Origin of the sequence: Streptomyces sp. OZ13 (genome assembly GCF_052068155.1) — a bacterium.
Classification (GTDB): domain Bacteria; phylum Actinomycetota; class Actinomycetes; order Streptomycetales; family Streptomycetaceae; genus Streptomyces.
This window is the reverse complement of record NZ_JBQHCZ010000004.1, coordinates 144142-161734: the sequence shown is the minus strand read 5'-3', so window position 1 is coordinate 161734 and position 17593 is coordinate 144142. Positions and strand designations below refer to the sequence as shown.

Sequence of the window (17593 nt, the reverse complement as noted above, 5' to 3'; positions counted from 1 at the left end):
CCTCACCTCCCTCGGGCGGAGCTTATGGATCCGGGCGGGTTCGGGTTCGGGTTCTCGGCCGCTCCTGAGGCGTGCCCGCCTTCGGTCTCCCACTCCTCTTCCCGGTCGAGCGACTCCCTCGCCTCACGGGAGGTGTTCTCGTTCGTCATCAGAGCGCTGGCGCTGGCGAGCCCGCCGGGGGTGGTTGCGGTGGCCATCAGCCGGGCGGCGGCAGCCGCGTCGGTCTCCGGCGGGATCACCAGTAGGTCCCAGCGGCCGGTGGTGTAGGAGAGGAGGATCAGCTTGTGCGGGTCCTGCTCGTCGGCGAACCAGCCCACGTGCACCGTATGCCCGGCCACGGGCACCTTGCGCGGGATCTTGGGCCAGTGGGTCGGGTTCACCGTGACACGCGTGATCCGGCCCCAGCGTGCGTCCAGCACGTCGATGAGAGCGGGGAGTTCACGGGAAAGATCGCGAGAGCGAGGCCACCAGGCACCATCCAGCAGACCTGGAACCGACCCCGTCGGGGTCAGAGACAGGCGGGCCGGTGGTGAGGTCACGCGCTCACTGATGGGCATACGGTCGATCGTCGCGGTCATGGCGCGGACCTGTCCCCGGGGCTTGTCTTTGACGTCCCGGTGTTAGTTGCCCGCCGAGAACGACACCGACCTGGGAGCCGGTGTGCGAAGTACTCCCGGTTTCTCCACTGTACTCCGGCCACGGTCGGGTGAACCCGCACCTGACCAGCGACTTCCATCGGAACCCGGGTGCGCATCCGCAGCGCCCGGGTAGGCCTGGGCGTGGGCTCACGGAGTACGTTGAAACCGGAAGGCGCGCCGACGTTGCCCCAGGCGATCAGCGAACGCTTACCGAGTCCCGCAGACGGGTGAGCCCACCATGTCCGACGCCGAAACCCCGCGTGAACCGAAGCTTCTGCCGGACGCGATCCACAAAGACGTCAAACCTGGAACCGCCCTCCTGCGGCTGGAGACGACACATGCCCGCGAGGGAATCCTCGACGGCGCATGGTGGCCGCGTTCCCGCGACATCGGTGCTGAGCTTCCCGTGCTGATCACCGCGTTGACCGAGCATCTCGGAGCTGTCACCCGCGTCGGTCTGGACGCCAGCGCCTGGGAGGAGCTACCGACACGTCTGATCATCGGCGACCGGGTCGTCCACATCGACTCCTTCCCGGTCGGCGACGACACCGTCCTCATTACCCGAGGCGATCGAGACCACTTCTCCCTGTTGGTGATCCCACCGGACACGACGCCCGACGCGGCACGCGCCGCGATGGCCAGAGCTGTCGGCGCCGACAACGCCACGGCCGAGCAGATCCTCATCGACACCGGCACCGGCGGGACACACCCGATCGTCATGGAGGACCCGCAGACGGGCCAGAACACCGCGACATGAGGCGATACGGATGGCTCTCTTTCTCCTACTGATCATCGTGGATGACCGAGGGACTGTTCTACCTGCTGATCATCGGGGTGATGCTGCTCGTCGCCGACCTCGTCTTCCTCCGCATACGCCTGGGCCGCCGGCGCGCAGGAAAGCGCCGCGTCCGGTAACCGGTGGCTGAAGGCTCCACGACAGGGCGGCGGACCTTGCCGTATCCGGACCGGCTGCGGTGCCCAAGTCCCGTATGCAGTACCGCGAGGGCCGCTGAGGGCCGGGAAGGGGTCGGCGGCGACGACCCGCTGACCAGCGACGCTGAGGCGCGGGCCGGGATGCCGGCGAAGTCGGCGGAGTTCGCGGCGCAGGACAACTGGCTGTACCCGCCGATTGCGGACTGATCTACGTATTCGACGTCGCGTCGGTGAGCGCCGTCCTGTTCCCCCTGGTGGTCTAAGCGTCTGCTGCTCGGCGGGAGGGTCCGCTGGCGCGCCGCCCCCGTTCCCGGTGCCGTGGCCACGGTGATCGGGCTGCTTGGCCTGCGGGTCTTCTCCAGTCTCGTCCATCAGTCCGGTCGGTGTTCCGGGCCGCCGAAGTCGGGGCTCGTGAAGTCCGGGCTGGTGAAGGTCGGCCGCTGCCCGGCGGTCGACCCCTCCGCCGGGCTGGAGAACTCCGGTCCGCTGAACCCGATCTTGGGGATCCGGCTGACCGGCCGCGGTGGTGCGGTGGACGCCGGATCGGCGCTCGGGTCGGCAAGGGCTGCCCGCAGGAACGGCAGGATGCCACGCTCCAGGAGGGCGTGGCGCCAGGCTTCCTTCGCTCTGGAAACCTCGTCCGGCAACTCTCCGGCGGGCACCTCTTCCGCCACTTGGGCGGCACCGTTGCGCAGGGCCGTCAGGAGCAGCCCCACCGCGGCGACCAGGATGGCGGCGGCCGTGAGGGCGCCGAAGAACCACCCGGCCGTCAGCAGGGCGTCGGCGAACGACGGCGTAGGGCTGAGCATCTTCAGGATGTAGCCGACGAGCAGGAAGATCGCCGCGGCCGTCCCGGCGAGGACGGGGGCGAGCACCGCGATGACGGCGGCGAAGCCGGCGCCGCCGCCGTCGGCGCTCTGCCCGACGGCGGGGGACAGCACGGAGCCGCTTGCCGAGGCGGCCGCCGACGTGCGCATCTCCCGGCGCACTTTCACGTAATGCTCGTACTCGGCAGCGGCGGAGGCCGCTATCAGTGCCGTCGCGTTGAGCGCCATGGTGCGCAACTGTTCGGCGTTGAGGCGTAGTCCCACGGCTGCGAGGTCAGGGCGTTCATGGGCGTTGCGCAGTGCTTCGTCGAGGACCCGCTGGTACTCGGCGCGGTCCTCGTTCAGCAGGTGCGGAGCGCTTTTCATGTGCATCCCCCGATGCTCCGTAGGGCCGGACGGCCCGTATGACGGGCGGTCGAGCGGAAACGGAGGAGAGTCTGCTACGGATACGCCGATGGTAGAGCGGTTACGGCACAGGGTGACAGGGGGTTTCCGTAAATCGCCCGCCGCAGTCGGCTCAGTCCGTCAGGGGGAGCTGCTGGACAAGAAGCTTTCCGGCCATGGTCACGCCGCCGTCCATGGCGATGGCGAGCCCGTCCGCGTAGACGTGCGGACCCTCGACCACCGGGCGGTCGCCGTCCTCGCCGTCCTCGGTGCCCACCTCGCCCAGCAGGTACGGGATGGGGCTGTGACCATGGACGATGCGCCGGCCGCCATAGGCGGAGAGCAGCTCGCGCGCCGCCTGCGGTCCGCCCTCGTCGCGGAAGGCGAAGCGCTTGGTGAACTTGCGGAACAGGTCCCAGCATTCGTCCGCGTCGCCCCGGGTGAGGACCGCGTGCACGGTGTCGTTGACGTCCGCGATGGTGGATCCGTAATCGAGGTACGCGGTCGTGTCGGAGTGCAGCAGGAGGTGGCTGTCCTCCTCGACGATCGCGTCGAGCCTGGCCATCCACTGCAGATGGACCTCCTGCAGCCGGTCCATGTCCGTCTTCTGGCCGCCGTTGAGGAGCCACGCGGCCTGGAAGGTGGCGGTGCCGGCACCGGAGTTGACGGGCGTGTCCCCGAAGCGTTTGGCGCCGATCAGCAGCAGTTCGTGGTTGCCCATCAGGGCCTTGCAGTAGCCGCCGGCAGCGGCGGCCTCCGCGGAAAGGCGCATGACCAGGTCGATGACGCCGATCCCGTCGGGACCGCGGTCGGTGAAGTCGCCGAGGAACCACAGCCGGGCGTTGCCCGCGGCCCAGTGACCTTCGGTGTCGATGAGGCCCTTCGCCGCCAGGGCGGCGACGAGCTCGTCGAGGTAGCCGTGGACGTCGCCGACGACGTACAGCGGGCCCCGACCGTCGGGAGCGGGCGCCTCGTCCGGGTCGACATGGATCTGCACGGTGTCGCCCGGGCCGCCGCGGCCGATGACGGGAAGGTCGCGCGCGGTGGGGGTGTAGCCCTCCGGCGGTTCACCCTCGGGGAAGGCGTTGCCAGGATGGCCCGAATGGATCGGGTCCGCTGTGTGTGACTGCACGGGAACCTGCGCGTACGGCGGTACGCGGAAATCGCGCAACGTCGCCGTCCGGACCACGGGTCCTTGACCGGCCCCCTGAGTCATCGACCCCTCCACCACCGTCGCGCCGCCGTTCACCTCTCGGCCCAGCCTGGTCGGGGTGGTCCGCGGTGTCGTTCGCCCATCATAGGAATGAGCCAGGCGGTGTGTGACGCACCAGGGGTGGTGAAATCCTTGCGCACCCCTGGTTCGCAGGTTGTTTCGTCCCAATTGGGAAGGTCCAGTCCTTTGTGGGGACGGTTCAGTTCTTCGAGGGAGACCGTGGTGGGCTCACGGTTGTCCGCGGAGGACGGCGCTGCGACGAGGTCCTGACGATCAGTTCGGTCGGTATCACCTGCTCGACCGGCCGGTCCTCGTCGATTCCCTCGATCGCGTCGATCAGCAACTGGACGACCGCCGTGCCGATTCTGCGCGGCTTGAGCGAGAGCGTGGTGATCGGGGGCTCCGTGGTGGCGTACACGGTGGACTCGCTGCAGCACACGAGGAGCAGATCGTCGGGGACGCGCAGGCCGTACCTGCGGGCGGCGGCCAGCAGATCGGTGCCGTTGGGGTCGAAGAGCCCGTACACGGCGTCGGGCCGGTCCGGCCGGGCGAGCAGCCGGTCGGCGGCGACGGCGCCGGCGCACGGATCGTGCGCGGGGTAGGACTCGTAGACGGGGTCCTGGCCGACGCGTTCGCACCAGTTGAGGTAGGCGGTCGTGGACAGCCGGGTGTACGTGTCGGTGGTCGTGCCGGTCAGCAGGCCGATGCGGCGGGCCCCGGCGGCGGCGAGATGGTCGAGCAGATCGAGTACGGCGGCTTCGTGGTCGTTGTCCACCCAGGCGGTGACCGGGAGGGTGCCTGCGGGGCGGCCGTCGGAGACGACGGGCAGTCCTTGGCGTACCAGCTCGGTGACGACCGGGTCGTGGTCGGAGGGGTCGATGACGACCGTGCCGTCGAGGGCGACGTTCGACCAGACGTCGTGTCGTGAGGTGGCGGGCAGAATGACGAGTGCGTAGCCGCGGGCGAGCGCGGCCGAGGTCGCGGCTCTGGCCATCTCGGCGAAGTACGCGAACTCCGTGAAGGTGAAAGGTTCATCCCCGTACGTCGTCACGGTCAGGCCGATTAAGCCCGACTTTCCGGTACGGAGGGTGCGGGCCGCGGCGGAAGGGCGGTAGCCCAGCCGGTCTGCGACCTCGCGGACGTGTCGGCGGGTGGCGTCCGGGAGCCGGCCCTTGCCGTTGAGGGCGTCGGAGACGGTCGTGATGGAGACCCCGGCCGCGGCGGCCACGTCCCTGATGCCTGCCCGGCCTTGCCTACCGCTCCGGCGGGATGTGTCCGTCCGGCTCACCTGATGCTTCCCTGCTGCTGTCATGGCGTGCCGATAGTAGGGCTCGCGCAGGTGGGACGGCCGGTCGCATATGCGCACGTTGACAGGCACGTTTCTGCATGATCATTTAGAGTCGACTCCCTTGGAAAGTGCGGGAGTTGAAGGTCAGCACAATGGAGTGTCGGGTGCCAGGCCGCCGGGGCCTGGCGAAGGCTCCATGTCTCGAAGAGGTCTCAACTCATCACTACGGGGGATGCGCGCCACGGCGCGAGCCACCGGCGCGCGCCACGGTCGCGAGCGCTCCCCCCGGATCGGTCCTCGGAAAGCCCACCCCGAGAGGTTCGCGAGGTTCCGTGCCTCCGGCCATTCGCAGCGGAGGTGAATCCTCATAAGGTGAGCAGTATTGGTTGAGTACCGATGTGCACGGACGGTCGAGGAGGACCTGCGGTGAGCGAGACGAGCCCCAAGCTGCGCGCCGAGCTGGACGGCATCCCCACATACAAGCCGGGCAGGCCCGCGGCGGCCGGCGGCCCGGTCGCCTACAAGCTGTCCTCCAACGAGAACCCGTATCCGCCGCTGCCCGGCGTGATGGAGAGCGCGATCGCCGCGGCGCAGAACTTCAACCGCTACCCCGACATGGCCTGCACCGGGCTGATGAATGAGCTCGCGGACCGGTTCGGCGTGCCGGTGACCCACCTGGCGACGGGCACCGGCTCCGTCGGTGTGGCGCAGTCGCTGCTGCAGTCCACCTCCGGACCCGGCGACGAAGTGATCTACGCCTGGCGCTCCTTCGAGGCGTACCCGATCATCACGCAGATCAGCGGAGCGACCTCCGTGCAGGTCCCGCTGACCGAGGGGGAGGTGCACGACCTCGACGCCATGGCGGAGGCGATCACCGACCGGACCCGCCTCATCTTCGTCTGCAACCCGAACAACCCGACCGGCACCGTCGTGCGGCGGGCCGAGCTGGAGCGGTTCCTGGACCGCGTGCCCTCGGACGTACTGGTGGTGCTCGACGAGGCGTACCGGGAGTTCATCCGCGACGCCGACGTCCCCGACGGACTCGAGATCTACCGTGAGCGGCCGAACGTCGCGGTGCTGCGCACCTTCTCCAAGGCGTACGGGCTGGCGGGGCTGCGGGTCGGCTTCGCGGTCGCCCATGAGCCGGTGGCCGCGGCGCTGCGCAAGACGGCGGTCCCCTTCGGTGTCAGCCAGCTCGCGCAGGACGCGGCGGTGGCCTCGCTCCGCGCCGAGGACGAGCTGCTGGGGCGGGTCGGCAGCCTGGTCACGGAGCGGGCCCGGGTGCACCATGCCCTGGTCGAGCAGGGCTGGACGGTGCCCGAGACGCAGGCGAACTTCGTCTGGATGCGCCTCGGCGACCGCACGCTCGAGTTCGCCGCCGCGTGCGAGAAGGCCGGCGTGGTCGTCCGGCCGTTCGCGGGCGAGGGTGTGCGCGTGACCATCGGTGAGTGCGAGGCGAACGATGTGTTTCTGCACACGGCGGAGATGTTCCGCAAGGACTCCTGACGCCGGGCCGCCCGACGCCCCTGGAGGGCGGCAGGCGGTCTGACCAGGCAAGATCTTCGGGCCCCCGCGAGCGCTCTGCTCGCGGGGGTTCTCTGCGCAAGGGGCACCCCCGGTCAAAGTGTCCGAATGGCTGTGCGCAATAATGCTTGTGAATGTGAACGCGTTCACAAGCGCGTCCCGGTTGCTCCCGGAATCAGCCGAAGGGAGGGGACGGCTCCCGCTGTGACCACGGCGACGTAAGGAGAGACGACGTGGACCTCGCTCTGGCGCCAGAGACCTTGGCGCGATGGCAGTTCGGCATCACCACCGTCTACCACTTCCTGTTCGTCCCCCTCACGATCTCGCTCGCGGCACTCACCGCCGGCCTGCAGACCGCATGGGTGCGCACGGGTAAGGAGAAGTACCTCAGGGCCACCAAGTTCTGGGGAAAGCTCTTCCTGATCAACATCGCCATGGGCGTCGTCACGGGCATCGTCCAGGAGTTCCAGTTCGGGATGAACTGGTCCGACTACTCGCGCTTCGTCGGTGACGTCTTCGGTGCCCCGCTCGCCTTCGAGGCGCTGATCGCCTTCTTCTTCGAGTCCACGTTCATCGGTCTGTGGATCTTCGGCTGGGACAAGCTGCCGCAGAAGATCCACCTGGCCTGCATCTGGATGGTCTCGATCGGCACGGTCCTCTCCGCCTACTTCATCCTGGCGGCCAACTCCTGGATGCAGCACCCGGTCGGCTACCGGATCAACGAGGAGCGCGGACGGGCCGAGCTCACCGACTTCTGGCTGGTCCTGACCCAGAACACCGCGCTCACCCAGTTCTTCCACACCATGACGGCGGCCTTCCTCGTCGGAGGCGCCTTCATGGCGGGCATATCGGCCTTCCACCTGGCGCGCCGGAAGCACATCCCCGTCATGAGGTCGTCCCTGCGGGTGGGCCTGGTCACGGTCGCGGTCGCCGGTCTGATGACCGCTGTCAGCGGTGACCTGCTGGGCAAGGTCATGTACGAGCAGCAGCCCATGAAGATGGCGGCTGCCGAAGCCCTCTGGGACGGCGAGGCACCCGCGCCGTTCTCGGTCTTCGCCTACGGCGACGTCGACGAGGGCCACAACAAGGTGGCGGTCGAGATCCCGGGCCTGCTGTCCTTCCTCGCGCACAGCGACTTCGACTCCCACGTCCCCGGCATCAACGACGTCAACGAGCAGCTCCAGGAGACGTACGGGCCCGGCGACTACCGGCCCAACATCCCGGTGGCCTACTGGGGCTTCCGCTGGATGATCGGCTTCGGCATGGCCTCGCTCACCATCGGGATGATCGGGCTCTGGCTGACCCGCAGAAAGTTCCTGCTGCCCGCCGCGTTGCGCACGGGCGAGGACGAGGTCCCAAATCTGGTGCTCTTCAGGAACAAGGCGCTCAGCCCTCGTCTGGGCCGGTGGTACTGGCTCATCGCGCTGTGGACGATGGCCTTCCCCCTGATCGCCAACTCCTGGGGCTGGATCTTCACCGAGATGGGCAGGCAGCCGTGGGTCGTCTACGGCGTGCTGCGTACGCGCGACGCGGTCTCCCCCGGTGTCTCCCAGGGTGAGGTTCTCATCTCGATGACCGTCTTCACCCTGCTCTACGCCGTGCTCGCGGTGATCGAGGTCAGGCTGCTCGTGAAGTACGTCAAGGCCGGGCCGCCCGAACTCACCGAGGCCGACCTGACCCCACCCACCAAGATCGGCGGCGACGACCGTGACGCCGACCGGCCGATGGCCTTCTCGTACTGAGTCCGCTGAGGAGCTGCTGAGGCATGGAACTCCACAACGTCTGGTTCATACTCATCGCCGTCCTGTGGATCGGCTACTTCTTCCTGGAGGGCTTCGACTTCGGGATCGGTGTCCTCACCAAGCTGCTGGCGAGGGACCGCACCGAGCGCCGTGTGCTGATCAACACCATCGGCCCGGTCTGGGACGGCAACGAGGTCTGGCTGCTCACAGCGGGCGGTGCCACGTTCGCCGCGTTCCCCGAGTGGTACGCCACCCTCTTCTCGGGCTTCTATCTGCCACTGCTGCTGATCCTCGTCTGCCTGATCGTGCGAGGCGTCGCGTTCGAGTACCGGCACAAGCGGGCGGAGGAGCGCTGGCAGACCAACTGGGAGCACGCGATCTTCTGGACCTCGTTGCTGCCGGCCTTCCTGTGGGGCGTCGCCTTCGGGAACATCACGCGTGGCGTGAAGATCGACGAGAACAAGGAGTACGTCGGCGGTCTCCTCGACCTCCTCAACCCGTACGCGCTGCTCGGCGGGTTGGTGACGCTCACGCTGTTCACCTTCCACGGCGCGGTCTTCGCGGCGCTGAAGACGGTGGGGGACATCAGGACCCGCGCCAGGGCACTGGCCGTGAAGCTGGGGGTGCTCACCATGGTCCCGGCGCTCGGCTTCCTGCTGTGGACCCAGGCGGCGCGCGGGGACGGCAAGAGCCTGGTGGCACTGATCGTGGCGGTGCTGGCGCTGGCCGTAGCGGTCCTCGCGGTGAAGGCGGGCCGGGAGGGCTGGTCGTTCGCCCTCTCGGGCGTGACCATCGCCACCTCGGTGGCGATGCTGTTCCTGGCGCTCTTCCCTGACGTGATGCCTTCCTCCCTCGACGAGGCGTGGAGCCTGACCGTCACCAATGCCTCGTCCAGCCCGTACACCCTCAAGATCATGACGTGGTGCGCGGCTATTGCTGCCCCCCTGGTGGTGCTCTATCAGGGGTGGACCTACTGGGTGTTCCGCAAGCGGATCGGCACCCAGCACATCGCCGATGCGCACTAGCGGGGGATGTTTCACGTGAAACCGATCGACCCGCGGCTGCTTCGGTACGCGCACGCGACCCGCCGCTTCCTGGCCGCAGTAGTGGTGCTCGGGATCGCCGGAGCGGTCCTGGTCATCGCCCAGGCGATGCTCGTCGCCGAGGTGGTGGTGGGAGCGTTCCAGCGAGGGCTGTCCGTCTCGGAGCTGGGCACACCGCTGGCGCTGCTGGCGGCGGTGGCGGTCGGACGTGCGGCCGTTTCCTGGCTGACCGAGCTGGCCGCCCACCGCGCGAGCGCCGCCGTGAAGTCCGAGCTCCGGCGCCGGCTCCTGGAGCGGGCCGCCGAGCTGGGGCCCGGCCGGCTGAGCGGGCAGAACACGGGATCGCTCGTCGCGCTGGCGACACGAGGCGTCGATGCGCTGGACGACTACTTCTCGCGCTACCTGCCCCAACTGGGGCTCGCGGTCGTGGTGCCGGTCGCCGTGCTCGCCCGGATCGTGACGGAGGACTGGGTCTCGGCCGCGATCATCGTGGTGACGCTGCCGCTGATCCCGGCCTTCATGGTGCTGATCGGCTGGGCGACCCAGTCGAGCATGGACCGCCAGTGGCGGCTGCTGTCCCGGCTCTCCGGCCACTTCCTGGACGTGGTCGCGGGGCTGCCGACACTGAAGGTGTTCGGACGGGCAAAGGCGCAGGCCGAGTCCATCCGGGCCATCACCACCCAGTACCGCCGGGCGACCATGCGGACACTGCGGATCGCCTTCCTGTCGTCCTTCGCGCTGGAGCTGCTGTCGACGCTGTCGGTTGCCCTGGTGGCCGTCGGGATCGGTATGCGGCTGGTCCACGGCGATCTGGATCTGTACACGGGACTGGTGATCCTCATCCTCGCGCCGGAGGCGTATCTGCCGATCCGGCAGGTGGGGGCCCAGTTCCACGCCGCCGCAGAGGGACTCTCCGCGGCGGAGGAGATCTTCGACGTGCTCGAGACCGCACCGCGGCGGTCCGGCGGAGCTCCCGTCCCGGCCGCACTCCGGCTGGAGGTAGACGGGGTGACGGTTCGCCACCAAGGCCGTGGCGAAGCATCGTTGTGCCGTACGTCGCTCGTGGTCGAGCCGGGTGAGACGGTCGCCATTGTCGGGGAGAGCGGCGTCGGAAAATCCACCCTGCTCGACGTGCTGCTGGGCTTCGTGGACCCGGCAGAAGGGCGCGTACGCGTCGGTGGCACGGATCTGGCCGATCTGGACATGGAGGGGTGGAGGCGGCAGATCGCGTGGGTTCCCCAGCTGCCGTACCTCTTCGCCGGAACGATCGCGGAGAACGTGCGGCTCGCGAGGCCGGACGCGGACGACGCGGCCGTCATGGGGGCGCTGCGGGAGGCGGGGGCCTACGAATTCGTCGCCGCCCTTCCCCAAGGGGCGGACACGCTGATCGGCGAGGACGGTGCCGGTCTCTCCGCCGGCCAGCGGCAACGGCTGGCGCTGGCAAGGGCCTTCCTCGCGGACAGGCCGCTGCTGCTGCTCGACGAGCCGACGGCCGCGCTGGACGGGGCCACGGAGGAAGGCATCGTCGAGGCGGTGGGGCGGCTGGCCGAGGGGCGGACCGTGCTGCTCGTCGTACACCGCCCGGCGCTCCTGGCGGTGGCGGACCGGGTCGTCACACTCTCCCGGCCGGCAGCCCCGCAGGACGCGGAACCCGGTGCACCGGCGGTGCCGGCCGGCAGGGGGGCGGCGGCATCGAGTGCGGCTGATCCGACGTCGTCGGAAGGTCCGGCCCCGGCCCGGGCTCCGGGCACGCAGGCACGTCAGCCGCTGGTACGCGTACGGGAGGCCGCGCGTCACCTGCGCGGACGGCTCGTACTGGCCCTGCTGCTGGGCAGTCTCGCTCTCGGCTCGGCGGTCGGGCTCATGGCCGTGTCGGGATGGCTCATCTCCCGTGCGTCCGAACAGCCTCCGGTGCTTCACCTGATGGTGGCCGTGACGGCCACCCGGGCCTTCGGCATCGGTCGGGCCGTCTTCCGCTACGCGGAGCGGCTCGTGTCCCACGACGCCGTACTGCGGATGCTGGCCGAGATGCGCGTCGCGGTGTACCGCAGGCTCGAACGGATCGCGCCCGCCGGACTCGGCCGGACCAGGCGCGGTGACCTGCTGTCCCGGCTCGTCGCCGACGTGGACGCGCTGCAGGACTACTGGCTGCGATGGCTGCTGCCTGCCGGAACGGCCGTAATGGTCGGCGCGGGATCGGTCGGTTTCACCACCTGGCTGCTGCCCGAGGCCGGCCTGGTCCTCGCCGTCGGGCTGCTCGTGGCCGGAGTGGGCGTCCCGCTGATCAGCGGAACGATCGCCCGGCGTGCCGAACGGCAACTCGCCCCGGCCCGCGGCCTACTGGCGACCAGGGTCGTCGATCTGCTGCGGGGAACGGCCGAACTGACCGTCGCCGGCGCGTTGCCGCGGCGTCTCTCGGCGGCGCGCGACGCCGACCGGGCACTGACCCGCATCGCGGCACGCCAGTCCGCCGCCACCGCGCTCGGAGGTGGGCTCTCCGCCCTCGTCTGCTCCCTGACCGTGGTGGGTGCCGCACTCGTCGGTGTACAGGCGGTGGTGGCGGGGCGTCTCGACGGGACCAGCCTGGCGGTCGTCGTGCTCACACCGCTTGCCGCCTTCGAAGCGGTCTCCGTCCTGCCTGTCGCGGTGCAGTACCGGCGGCGGGTCGCACGCAGCGCGGAACGGGTGTACGAGGTCATCGACACGCCCGTTCCCGTACGGGAGCCCGCCGAGCCGGCCGCCCCGCCCGCCACGGCCTTCCCGCTGGAGCTCCGCGGGATCGGCGCCCGGTACGCGGGCCGGCGGCGGGACGCGCTGAGCGGGTTCGACCTGACGCTGACCCCCGGGAAGCGCGTCGCCGTCGTCGGTGTCTCCGGTTCGGGGAAGACGACGCTCGCGCAGGTGCTGCTCCGGTTCCTGGACGCCGGATCGGGGACGTACACCCTCGGCGGTGTGCCCGCCGGTGAGATGGAAGGCGACGCCGTGCGGCGGTTCGTGGGGCTGTGCGCCCAGGACGCCCACCTCTTCGACAGTTCCGTACGCGAGAACCTCAGGCTCGCCCGCCCCGACGCGACGGAGGAGGAGCTGAGGAGAGCGCTCGACGACGCCCGCCTGCTGGAGTGGGTCGATGCCCTCCCCGACGGACTCGACACCCTCGTCGGAGAGCACGGCGCCCGGCTCTCCGGAGGTCAGCGTCAGAGGCTGGCCCTGGCGCGGGCGCTCCTCGCCGCCTTCCCCGTACTCGTACTGGACGAGCCCGCCGAGCATCTCGACCTGGCGACGGCCGACGCGCTCACCGCCGACCTGCTGGCGGCGACGGAAAGGCACGCGACGCGTCCGGGAGGCATCCAAGGGGCGACAGCCGCCCCGGCCGAGGACGGGACGGGGCCGGCGGCCGCCACCGCGACGGCGCCGGCGGCCGTACTCATCACCCATCGGCTGCGCGGCCTGGAGGCAGTCGACGAGATCGTGGTGCTGGAGTCCGGACGTGCGGTGCAGCGAGGGACGTACGAGGACCTTGCCGCGATCGAAGGACCGCTGCGGACGATGCTCGAACGCGAGCAGGCCACCGACCGGATCGGTACCCGACTTTCTCTGTCAAATAGGACTAATTAGTCTCGGGTCATGACCGCCTCCGAACCGCAGGGCCCATCCGATGCCGCGGCCCGGGAGGCCCCTGTCCGTCCGGTGCTGTCCGCGGAGGTCACCGCCCGGGTGCCGCAGCTCCTGGCGGCCATGCGGTCGGTCGGCACCGGATTGGAACTGCACGGGACGCTCGACCGGATCTGCCGGACCGCCGCCGGGCTGGCGGACGCCCGCTACGCGGCGATCGGCGTCTTCGACGCGCAGGGGCAGGGCCTCGCCGACTTCGTGACGTGCGGCGTGGACGAGGAGGTGGCGCGGCGCATCGGGCACCGGCCCGACGGCCGGCGAGGGCTGCTGGGCGCGCTGGTCCGCGAGCCCGCACCGGTACGGCTCACCGACCTGACGGCCGACCCCAGGGCCACCGGATTTCCCCCCGGCCATCCGCCGATGCGGTCCTTCATCGGGGTACCCATCCGCGTCGGGGACGAGATCTTCGGCAATCTGTACCTGACGGAGAAGGCCGACGGAGGCTCGTTCGACATCGACGACCTCCACATGGTCAGACTGCTCGCCGCCGAGGCGGGGATCGCGATCGGCAACGCCCGGCTGTACGAGGCGGCCCGCCGGCGCGAGCGGTGGATCGACGGGTCGGTGGCCGTCACCACCGCGCTGCTCTCGGGAAGCGACGCGGACGACGCGCTCTCCGTCGTCGCCGAACAGGCGCGCCACCTCGCCGACTCGGCCGCGGGCATCGTGCTGCTGACCACCCAGGACGGCGGTCTCGAGGTCGTCGCCGTCTCCGCGGACCGGCCCGCCGCCTCGCTCGGCGTGGTGATCCCCGCGGACAGCCCCGTCGTGGCCAAGCTCCTCGCGGGCCAGGCCGTGTTCGCCACGGACGCGGCCACCGACCCACGGATGCTCACCAGAGTGGCCCACCGGTACGGACCGAGCATGATGCTGCCGCTGCAGAGCGGCGGACGCGTGCTCGGCGCGCTCGCCACACCGCGGGAGGCCGGAGCGCCCCCGTTCACCGAGGCCGAGCGCACGCTCGCCACCCGGTTCGCCTCGCAGGCCGCGCTGGCCCTGATGATGGCGGAGGCCCAGCGGGACCGGGAGCGGCTGGCGGTGCTCGAGGACCGGGACCGGATCGCCCGCGATCTGCACGACCTCGTCATCCAGCGGCTCTTCGCCACCGGCATGATGCTCGAGAGCGCACAACGCGGGTCCGCCGATCCCGCGGTGCACGACGGAATCGGCAGGGCCGTCGACGAGCTCGACGTGACCATCCAGGAGATCCGGACCGCTGTCTTCGCCCTCCAGCAGGGGGCGGCGGAAGCACCGTCGGGCCTGCGCACCCGCGTGATGCGGGAGATCAACATGGCGGCCGTGCCGCTGGGTTTCCGGCCTGGCCACAGCTTCGTCGGACCCGTCGACCGGGCGGTCGGCGAACTGACCGGGAAGAACCTGGTGGCCGCGCTGCGGGAGGCGCTCTCCAACGCCTTCCGCCATGCGCGTGCCTCCCGTATCGAGGTCGTCGTCGACGCGACCGTGCGGTTCCCCGACGGCACTGATGGCGTACGCCTGACGGTGGCCGACGACGGCGTCGGAATGCCGCCCGGCGGCAGGCGCAGCGGACTGCGCAACCTCGCGCGGCGGGCGGAATCCCTCGGCGGATCGAGCCGCTGCGGCCCCGGCATCGGCCATGACGGGGCCGGAACCACCGTCACGTGGGAGGCGCCGCTGCGTCCCGCGCCGACCGGACAGCTCCGGCCACCGCCGACCGGCGCCTGACCGGGGCCTGGTCCTGGCCTGGGACGGCCGGGCCTGGGTTCCCGGCCTTGGGTCCACCCGGGTCCGGCCCGGACTTGGACGTTCGTGTTCCTGCGCGGTCGTGGACCCGCCGGGGCCTGGGCCTGACCGCTCCGACCAGGCCTGGTCCCGCCTTGTGCCGACCGGAGCGGACACGGGCCTGAACCCGTGTGGGTCGACCCGACAGTCCTGGCCCCGGCCTGGTCCGGCCTTGGACCGACCTGGGTCCGACACGGGCCTGAACCCGTGGGGCGACCCGGCGAGGGCGACTGGTCATAAGCCGGGCTTGGTCCCGGCCTTGGATCGACCTGCGTCCGACAGGGTCCGGACCCACCTGTGCCGGGCCGGCGAGGACGGACCGGTCATGCGCCGGGCCTGGACCGAAACAAGGGACGCCTGTCCGGCGCTGCGCCGTACCGGGTCGGACCGTCCCCGTCCGGCCTGACCCCACGGGAGGGGCCGCGCCCCGGTTGTCGCCCGTGTTGCGGCTGTGACTGGGCCAGCCGGCCGTACGACACCGGTCCGGTCCCCGGTATCCCGCCCTTTCCGGGTGACGATCCGTCAATGAGCTCGAGACACCGCGACCGGTTTCTGATCGTCCCGGTGATGCTGTGCACGCTCCTCGGCACGCCGGCATCCGCAGCCGTGGCGACGCCCGACGGCCCGGCGCCACCGGTAGGCGCCGAAGTGGCACGGCTGTTCACGGAGGCGGCCAAGGCGACGGAGCAGTACGAACAGGGCAGGCGCGCCGCAGAGCGGCAGCGCGCCACGGCTGATCGGCTCGAGGACAGGGTCACCCGACAACGGGAGCGGCTCGGCGTCATCCACGACGCCATCGGCGCCGTCGCCCGGGAGCAGTACCGCACCGGCGGTTCCCTCGCCCACGCCGGCCGTCTCCTGCTCGCCGGCGACCCGGATGCGCTGCTGCGTGGCTACCGGATCGCCGCCCGGGCCGAGAAGGCCGTCAGCCGGCTCTTGGACCGTGAGCGGACGGCGGAGCGCGATCTCGTCGCCGCGGAGACGAGCGCCCGTGCCGCGTGGCAGAACCTCGACGCGCGCAACGCGCGGCTGGCAGCCGTCAAGCGCGGCATCGAGACGAAGCTGGAGTCCGCGCAGTGGCAGCTCCAGGCAGAGGCGGACCGCAGCGTGGCGGCGGGCAGGTGTGCCGGGGCCGTGCGCATCGAGCAGCCGGGCAGGGCACCGCGGGGCCCCGACTGGGTGGCACCCGTGGAGAACTACGCGCTGTCCGCCGGTTTCGGCGGCGCCGGCGAGCGATGGGCAAGCCGGCACACGGGCCAGGACTTCGCCGTCGACATCGGCGCTCCGGTGCGGTCGGTCGGTGCCGGACGGGTGGCCTCGGTGTCGTGCGGCGGGGCCTTCGGCATCGAGGTGCTGGTGCAGCATTCCGACGGCTACTACTCGCAGTACGCGCACCTGGCGGGGGTCACCGTCGACCAGGGCCAGCGGGTGGACACCGGCCAGTGGATCGGTCAGGCGGGTACGACGGGAAATTCGACGGGGCCGCACCTGCACTTCGAGGTGCGGCTCACGCCGTATCTGGGGTCCGGTGTGGATCCGGCCGTCTGGCTGCGCGAGCGCGGTGTGATCCTCTGACGGGAGTCGCGCACGACGTCCGCGTCCGCTCGGCACACCGCCGGGGGCGGCACGGCAGGGACCGTGTCAGAGCTGCTCCGAGCGCCGGGCAAGGATCTCCTCGATGACCACCGCGACACCGTCGTCGTTGTTGGCGACCGTGCGCCCGGAGGCGGCCGCGAGCACGTCGGGATGCGCGTTGCCCATGGCGTAGGAGGTCCCGGCCCAGGTCAGCATCTCCACGTCGTTCGGCATGTCACCGAACGCCACCACCTCGTCGGAGGAGATGCCCCGCTGTGCGCAGCACAGCGCCAGGGTGCTGGCCTTGCTCACGCCCGGTCCGCTGACCTCCAGGAGCGCGGTCGGGCTGGAGCGGGTGAACGACGCGACGCCACCCGCTGCCGTACGGGCCAGGGTGAGGAAGCCGTCCGGGAGGAGCTCCGGATGGTGGGCGAGCAGCTTGAGCACGGGGGCGCCCTCGCCCGGCTCCTCCTCGTGGAGCAACTTCTCCGCGGGGGCGATGGTCGCCCCGGGGTCGAGATGGAAGGGCGGATAGTCGGGCTCGTAGTGGATGCCCGTGGTCAGCTCGACCGCGAAGGACGTGCCGGGGGCGGTCGTGCGCAGCGTCCGCACCACTTCCAGGGCCGCGGCCCGGGGCAGGTCGCGGACCTCCAGCATCTTGCCGCCGGCATGCAGGTCGACCACCGCGGCGCCGTTCGCGCAGATGGCGAGACCGTGGCCGTGGACGTGGGCGCTGACGACGTCCATCCAGCGGGCGGGCCTGCCGGTGACGAAGAAGACCTCGATCCCTGCCTCCTCGGCGGCCGCGAGTGCGGCGATCGTACGGTCGGAGACCGACTTGTCGTCACGCAGCAGCGTGCCGTCGAGGTCGGTGGCGATCAGCCGGGGTGTGGTGGCGGGCAGGCGGCGGGGATCGGTAGCTGAGGTCACCGATCCATTCTCCCGTACCGGGTGCACGGGCGTGCGAGAGGGCGCACATTTGAGTGGACATCG

Annotated in this window: 12 protein-coding genes; 7 read left to right on the top strand and 5 right to left on the bottom strand. The window is 70.5% G+C overall.

Annotated features, from left to right (window positions below):
• Positions 1 to 2 precede the first annotated feature (2 nt).
• Entirely contained in the window at positions 3 to 578 is a 576-nt protein-coding gene (locus ACTMTU_RS10985) for a DUF5994 family protein (protein ID WP_441263294.1), read from the bottom strand.
• 298 nt (positions 579 to 876) lie between these two features.
• Here ACTMTU_RS10985 and ACTMTU_RS10980 point away from each other — a divergent pair, with 298 nt between their 5' ends.
• The gene (locus ACTMTU_RS10980; RefSeq protein ID WP_441263293.1) at positions 877 to 1395 is read left to right on the top strand and encodes a DUF5994 family protein; all 519 of its coding nucleotides are present in this window, start codon (positions 877 to 879) and stop codon (positions 1393 to 1395) included.
• Between the two features lie 547 nt (positions 1396 to 1942).
• Here ACTMTU_RS10980 and ACTMTU_RS10975 read toward each other — a convergent pair.
• The 3 genes from ACTMTU_RS10975 to ACTMTU_RS10965 all read right to left on the bottom strand — a co-directional run bounded on the left by ACTMTU_RS10975 (position 1943) and on the right by ACTMTU_RS10965 (position 5307).
• The gene (locus ACTMTU_RS10975; protein ID WP_441263292.1) at positions 1943 to 2770 is read right to left on the bottom strand and encodes a hypothetical protein; all 828 of its coding nucleotides are present in this window, start codon (positions 2768 to 2770) and stop codon (positions 1943 to 1945) included.
• 145 nt (positions 2771 to 2915) lie between these two features.
• Positions 2916 to 4013, bottom strand: a complete 1098-nt coding sequence (locus ACTMTU_RS10970; protein WP_441263701.1) for a metallophosphoesterase — start codon at positions 4011 to 4013, stop codon at positions 2916 to 2918.
• 181 nt (positions 4014 to 4194) lie between these two features.
• Positions 4195 to 5307, bottom strand: coding sequence for a LacI family DNA-binding transcriptional regulator (locus tag ACTMTU_RS10965; RefSeq protein ID WP_364587152.1), 1113 nt, complete (start codon positions 5305 to 5307; stop codon positions 4195 to 4197).
• Between the two features lie 402 nt (positions 5308 to 5709).
• Between ACTMTU_RS10965 and hisC the strand changes: the two genes are divergently transcribed.
• The 6 genes from hisC to ACTMTU_RS10935 all read left to right on the top strand — a co-directional run bounded on the left by hisC (position 5710) and on the right by ACTMTU_RS10935 (position 16600).
• On the top strand, positions 5710 to 6789 hold the full coding sequence (gene hisC, locus ACTMTU_RS10960) for a histidinol-phosphate transaminase (RefSeq protein WP_441263291.1): 1080 nt from the start codon (positions 5710 to 5712) through the stop codon (positions 6787 to 6789).
• Between the two features lie 251 nt (positions 6790 to 7040).
• Positions 7041 to 8549 carry a cytochrome ubiquinol oxidase subunit I gene (locus ACTMTU_RS10955; protein ID WP_441263290.1) on the top strand — a complete coding sequence of 503 codons (1509 nt, stop codon included), beginning with the start codon at positions 7041 to 7043 and terminating at the stop codon, positions 8547 to 8549.
• A gap of 23 nt (positions 8550 to 8572) precedes the next feature.
• A complete protein-coding gene (gene cydB / locus ACTMTU_RS10950) occupies positions 8573 to 9574 on the top strand; it encodes a cytochrome d ubiquinol oxidase subunit II (protein ID WP_441263289.1) in 1002 nt (333 codons plus the stop codon).
• 6 nt (positions 9575 to 9580) lie between these two features.
• The gene (gene cydD, locus ACTMTU_RS10945; protein WP_441263288.1) at positions 9581 to 13207 is read left to right on the top strand and encodes a thiol reductant ABC exporter subunit CydD; all 3627 of its coding nucleotides are present in this window, start codon (positions 9581 to 9583) and stop codon (positions 13205 to 13207) included.
• A gap of 9 nt (positions 13208 to 13216) precedes the next feature.
• A complete protein-coding gene (locus tag ACTMTU_RS10940) occupies positions 13217 to 14968 on the top strand; it encodes a sensor histidine kinase (RefSeq protein ID WP_441263287.1) in 1752 nt (583 codons plus the stop codon).
• A gap of 582 nt (positions 14969 to 15550) precedes the next feature.
• The gene (locus ACTMTU_RS10935; RefSeq protein WP_441263286.1) at positions 15551 to 16600 is read left to right on the top strand and encodes a M23 family metallopeptidase; all 1050 of its coding nucleotides are present in this window, start codon (positions 15551 to 15553) and stop codon (positions 16598 to 16600) included.
• Between the two features lie 66 nt (positions 16601 to 16666).
• Here ACTMTU_RS10935 and ACTMTU_RS10930 read toward each other — a convergent pair whose 3' ends face one another.
• The gene (locus ACTMTU_RS10930) at positions 16667 to 17530 is read right to left on the bottom strand and encodes a Cof-type HAD-IIB family hydrolase (RefSeq protein WP_441263285.1); all 864 of its coding nucleotides are present in this window, start codon (positions 17528 to 17530) and stop codon (positions 16667 to 16669) included.
• Positions 17531 to 17593: the final 63 nt, after the last annotated feature.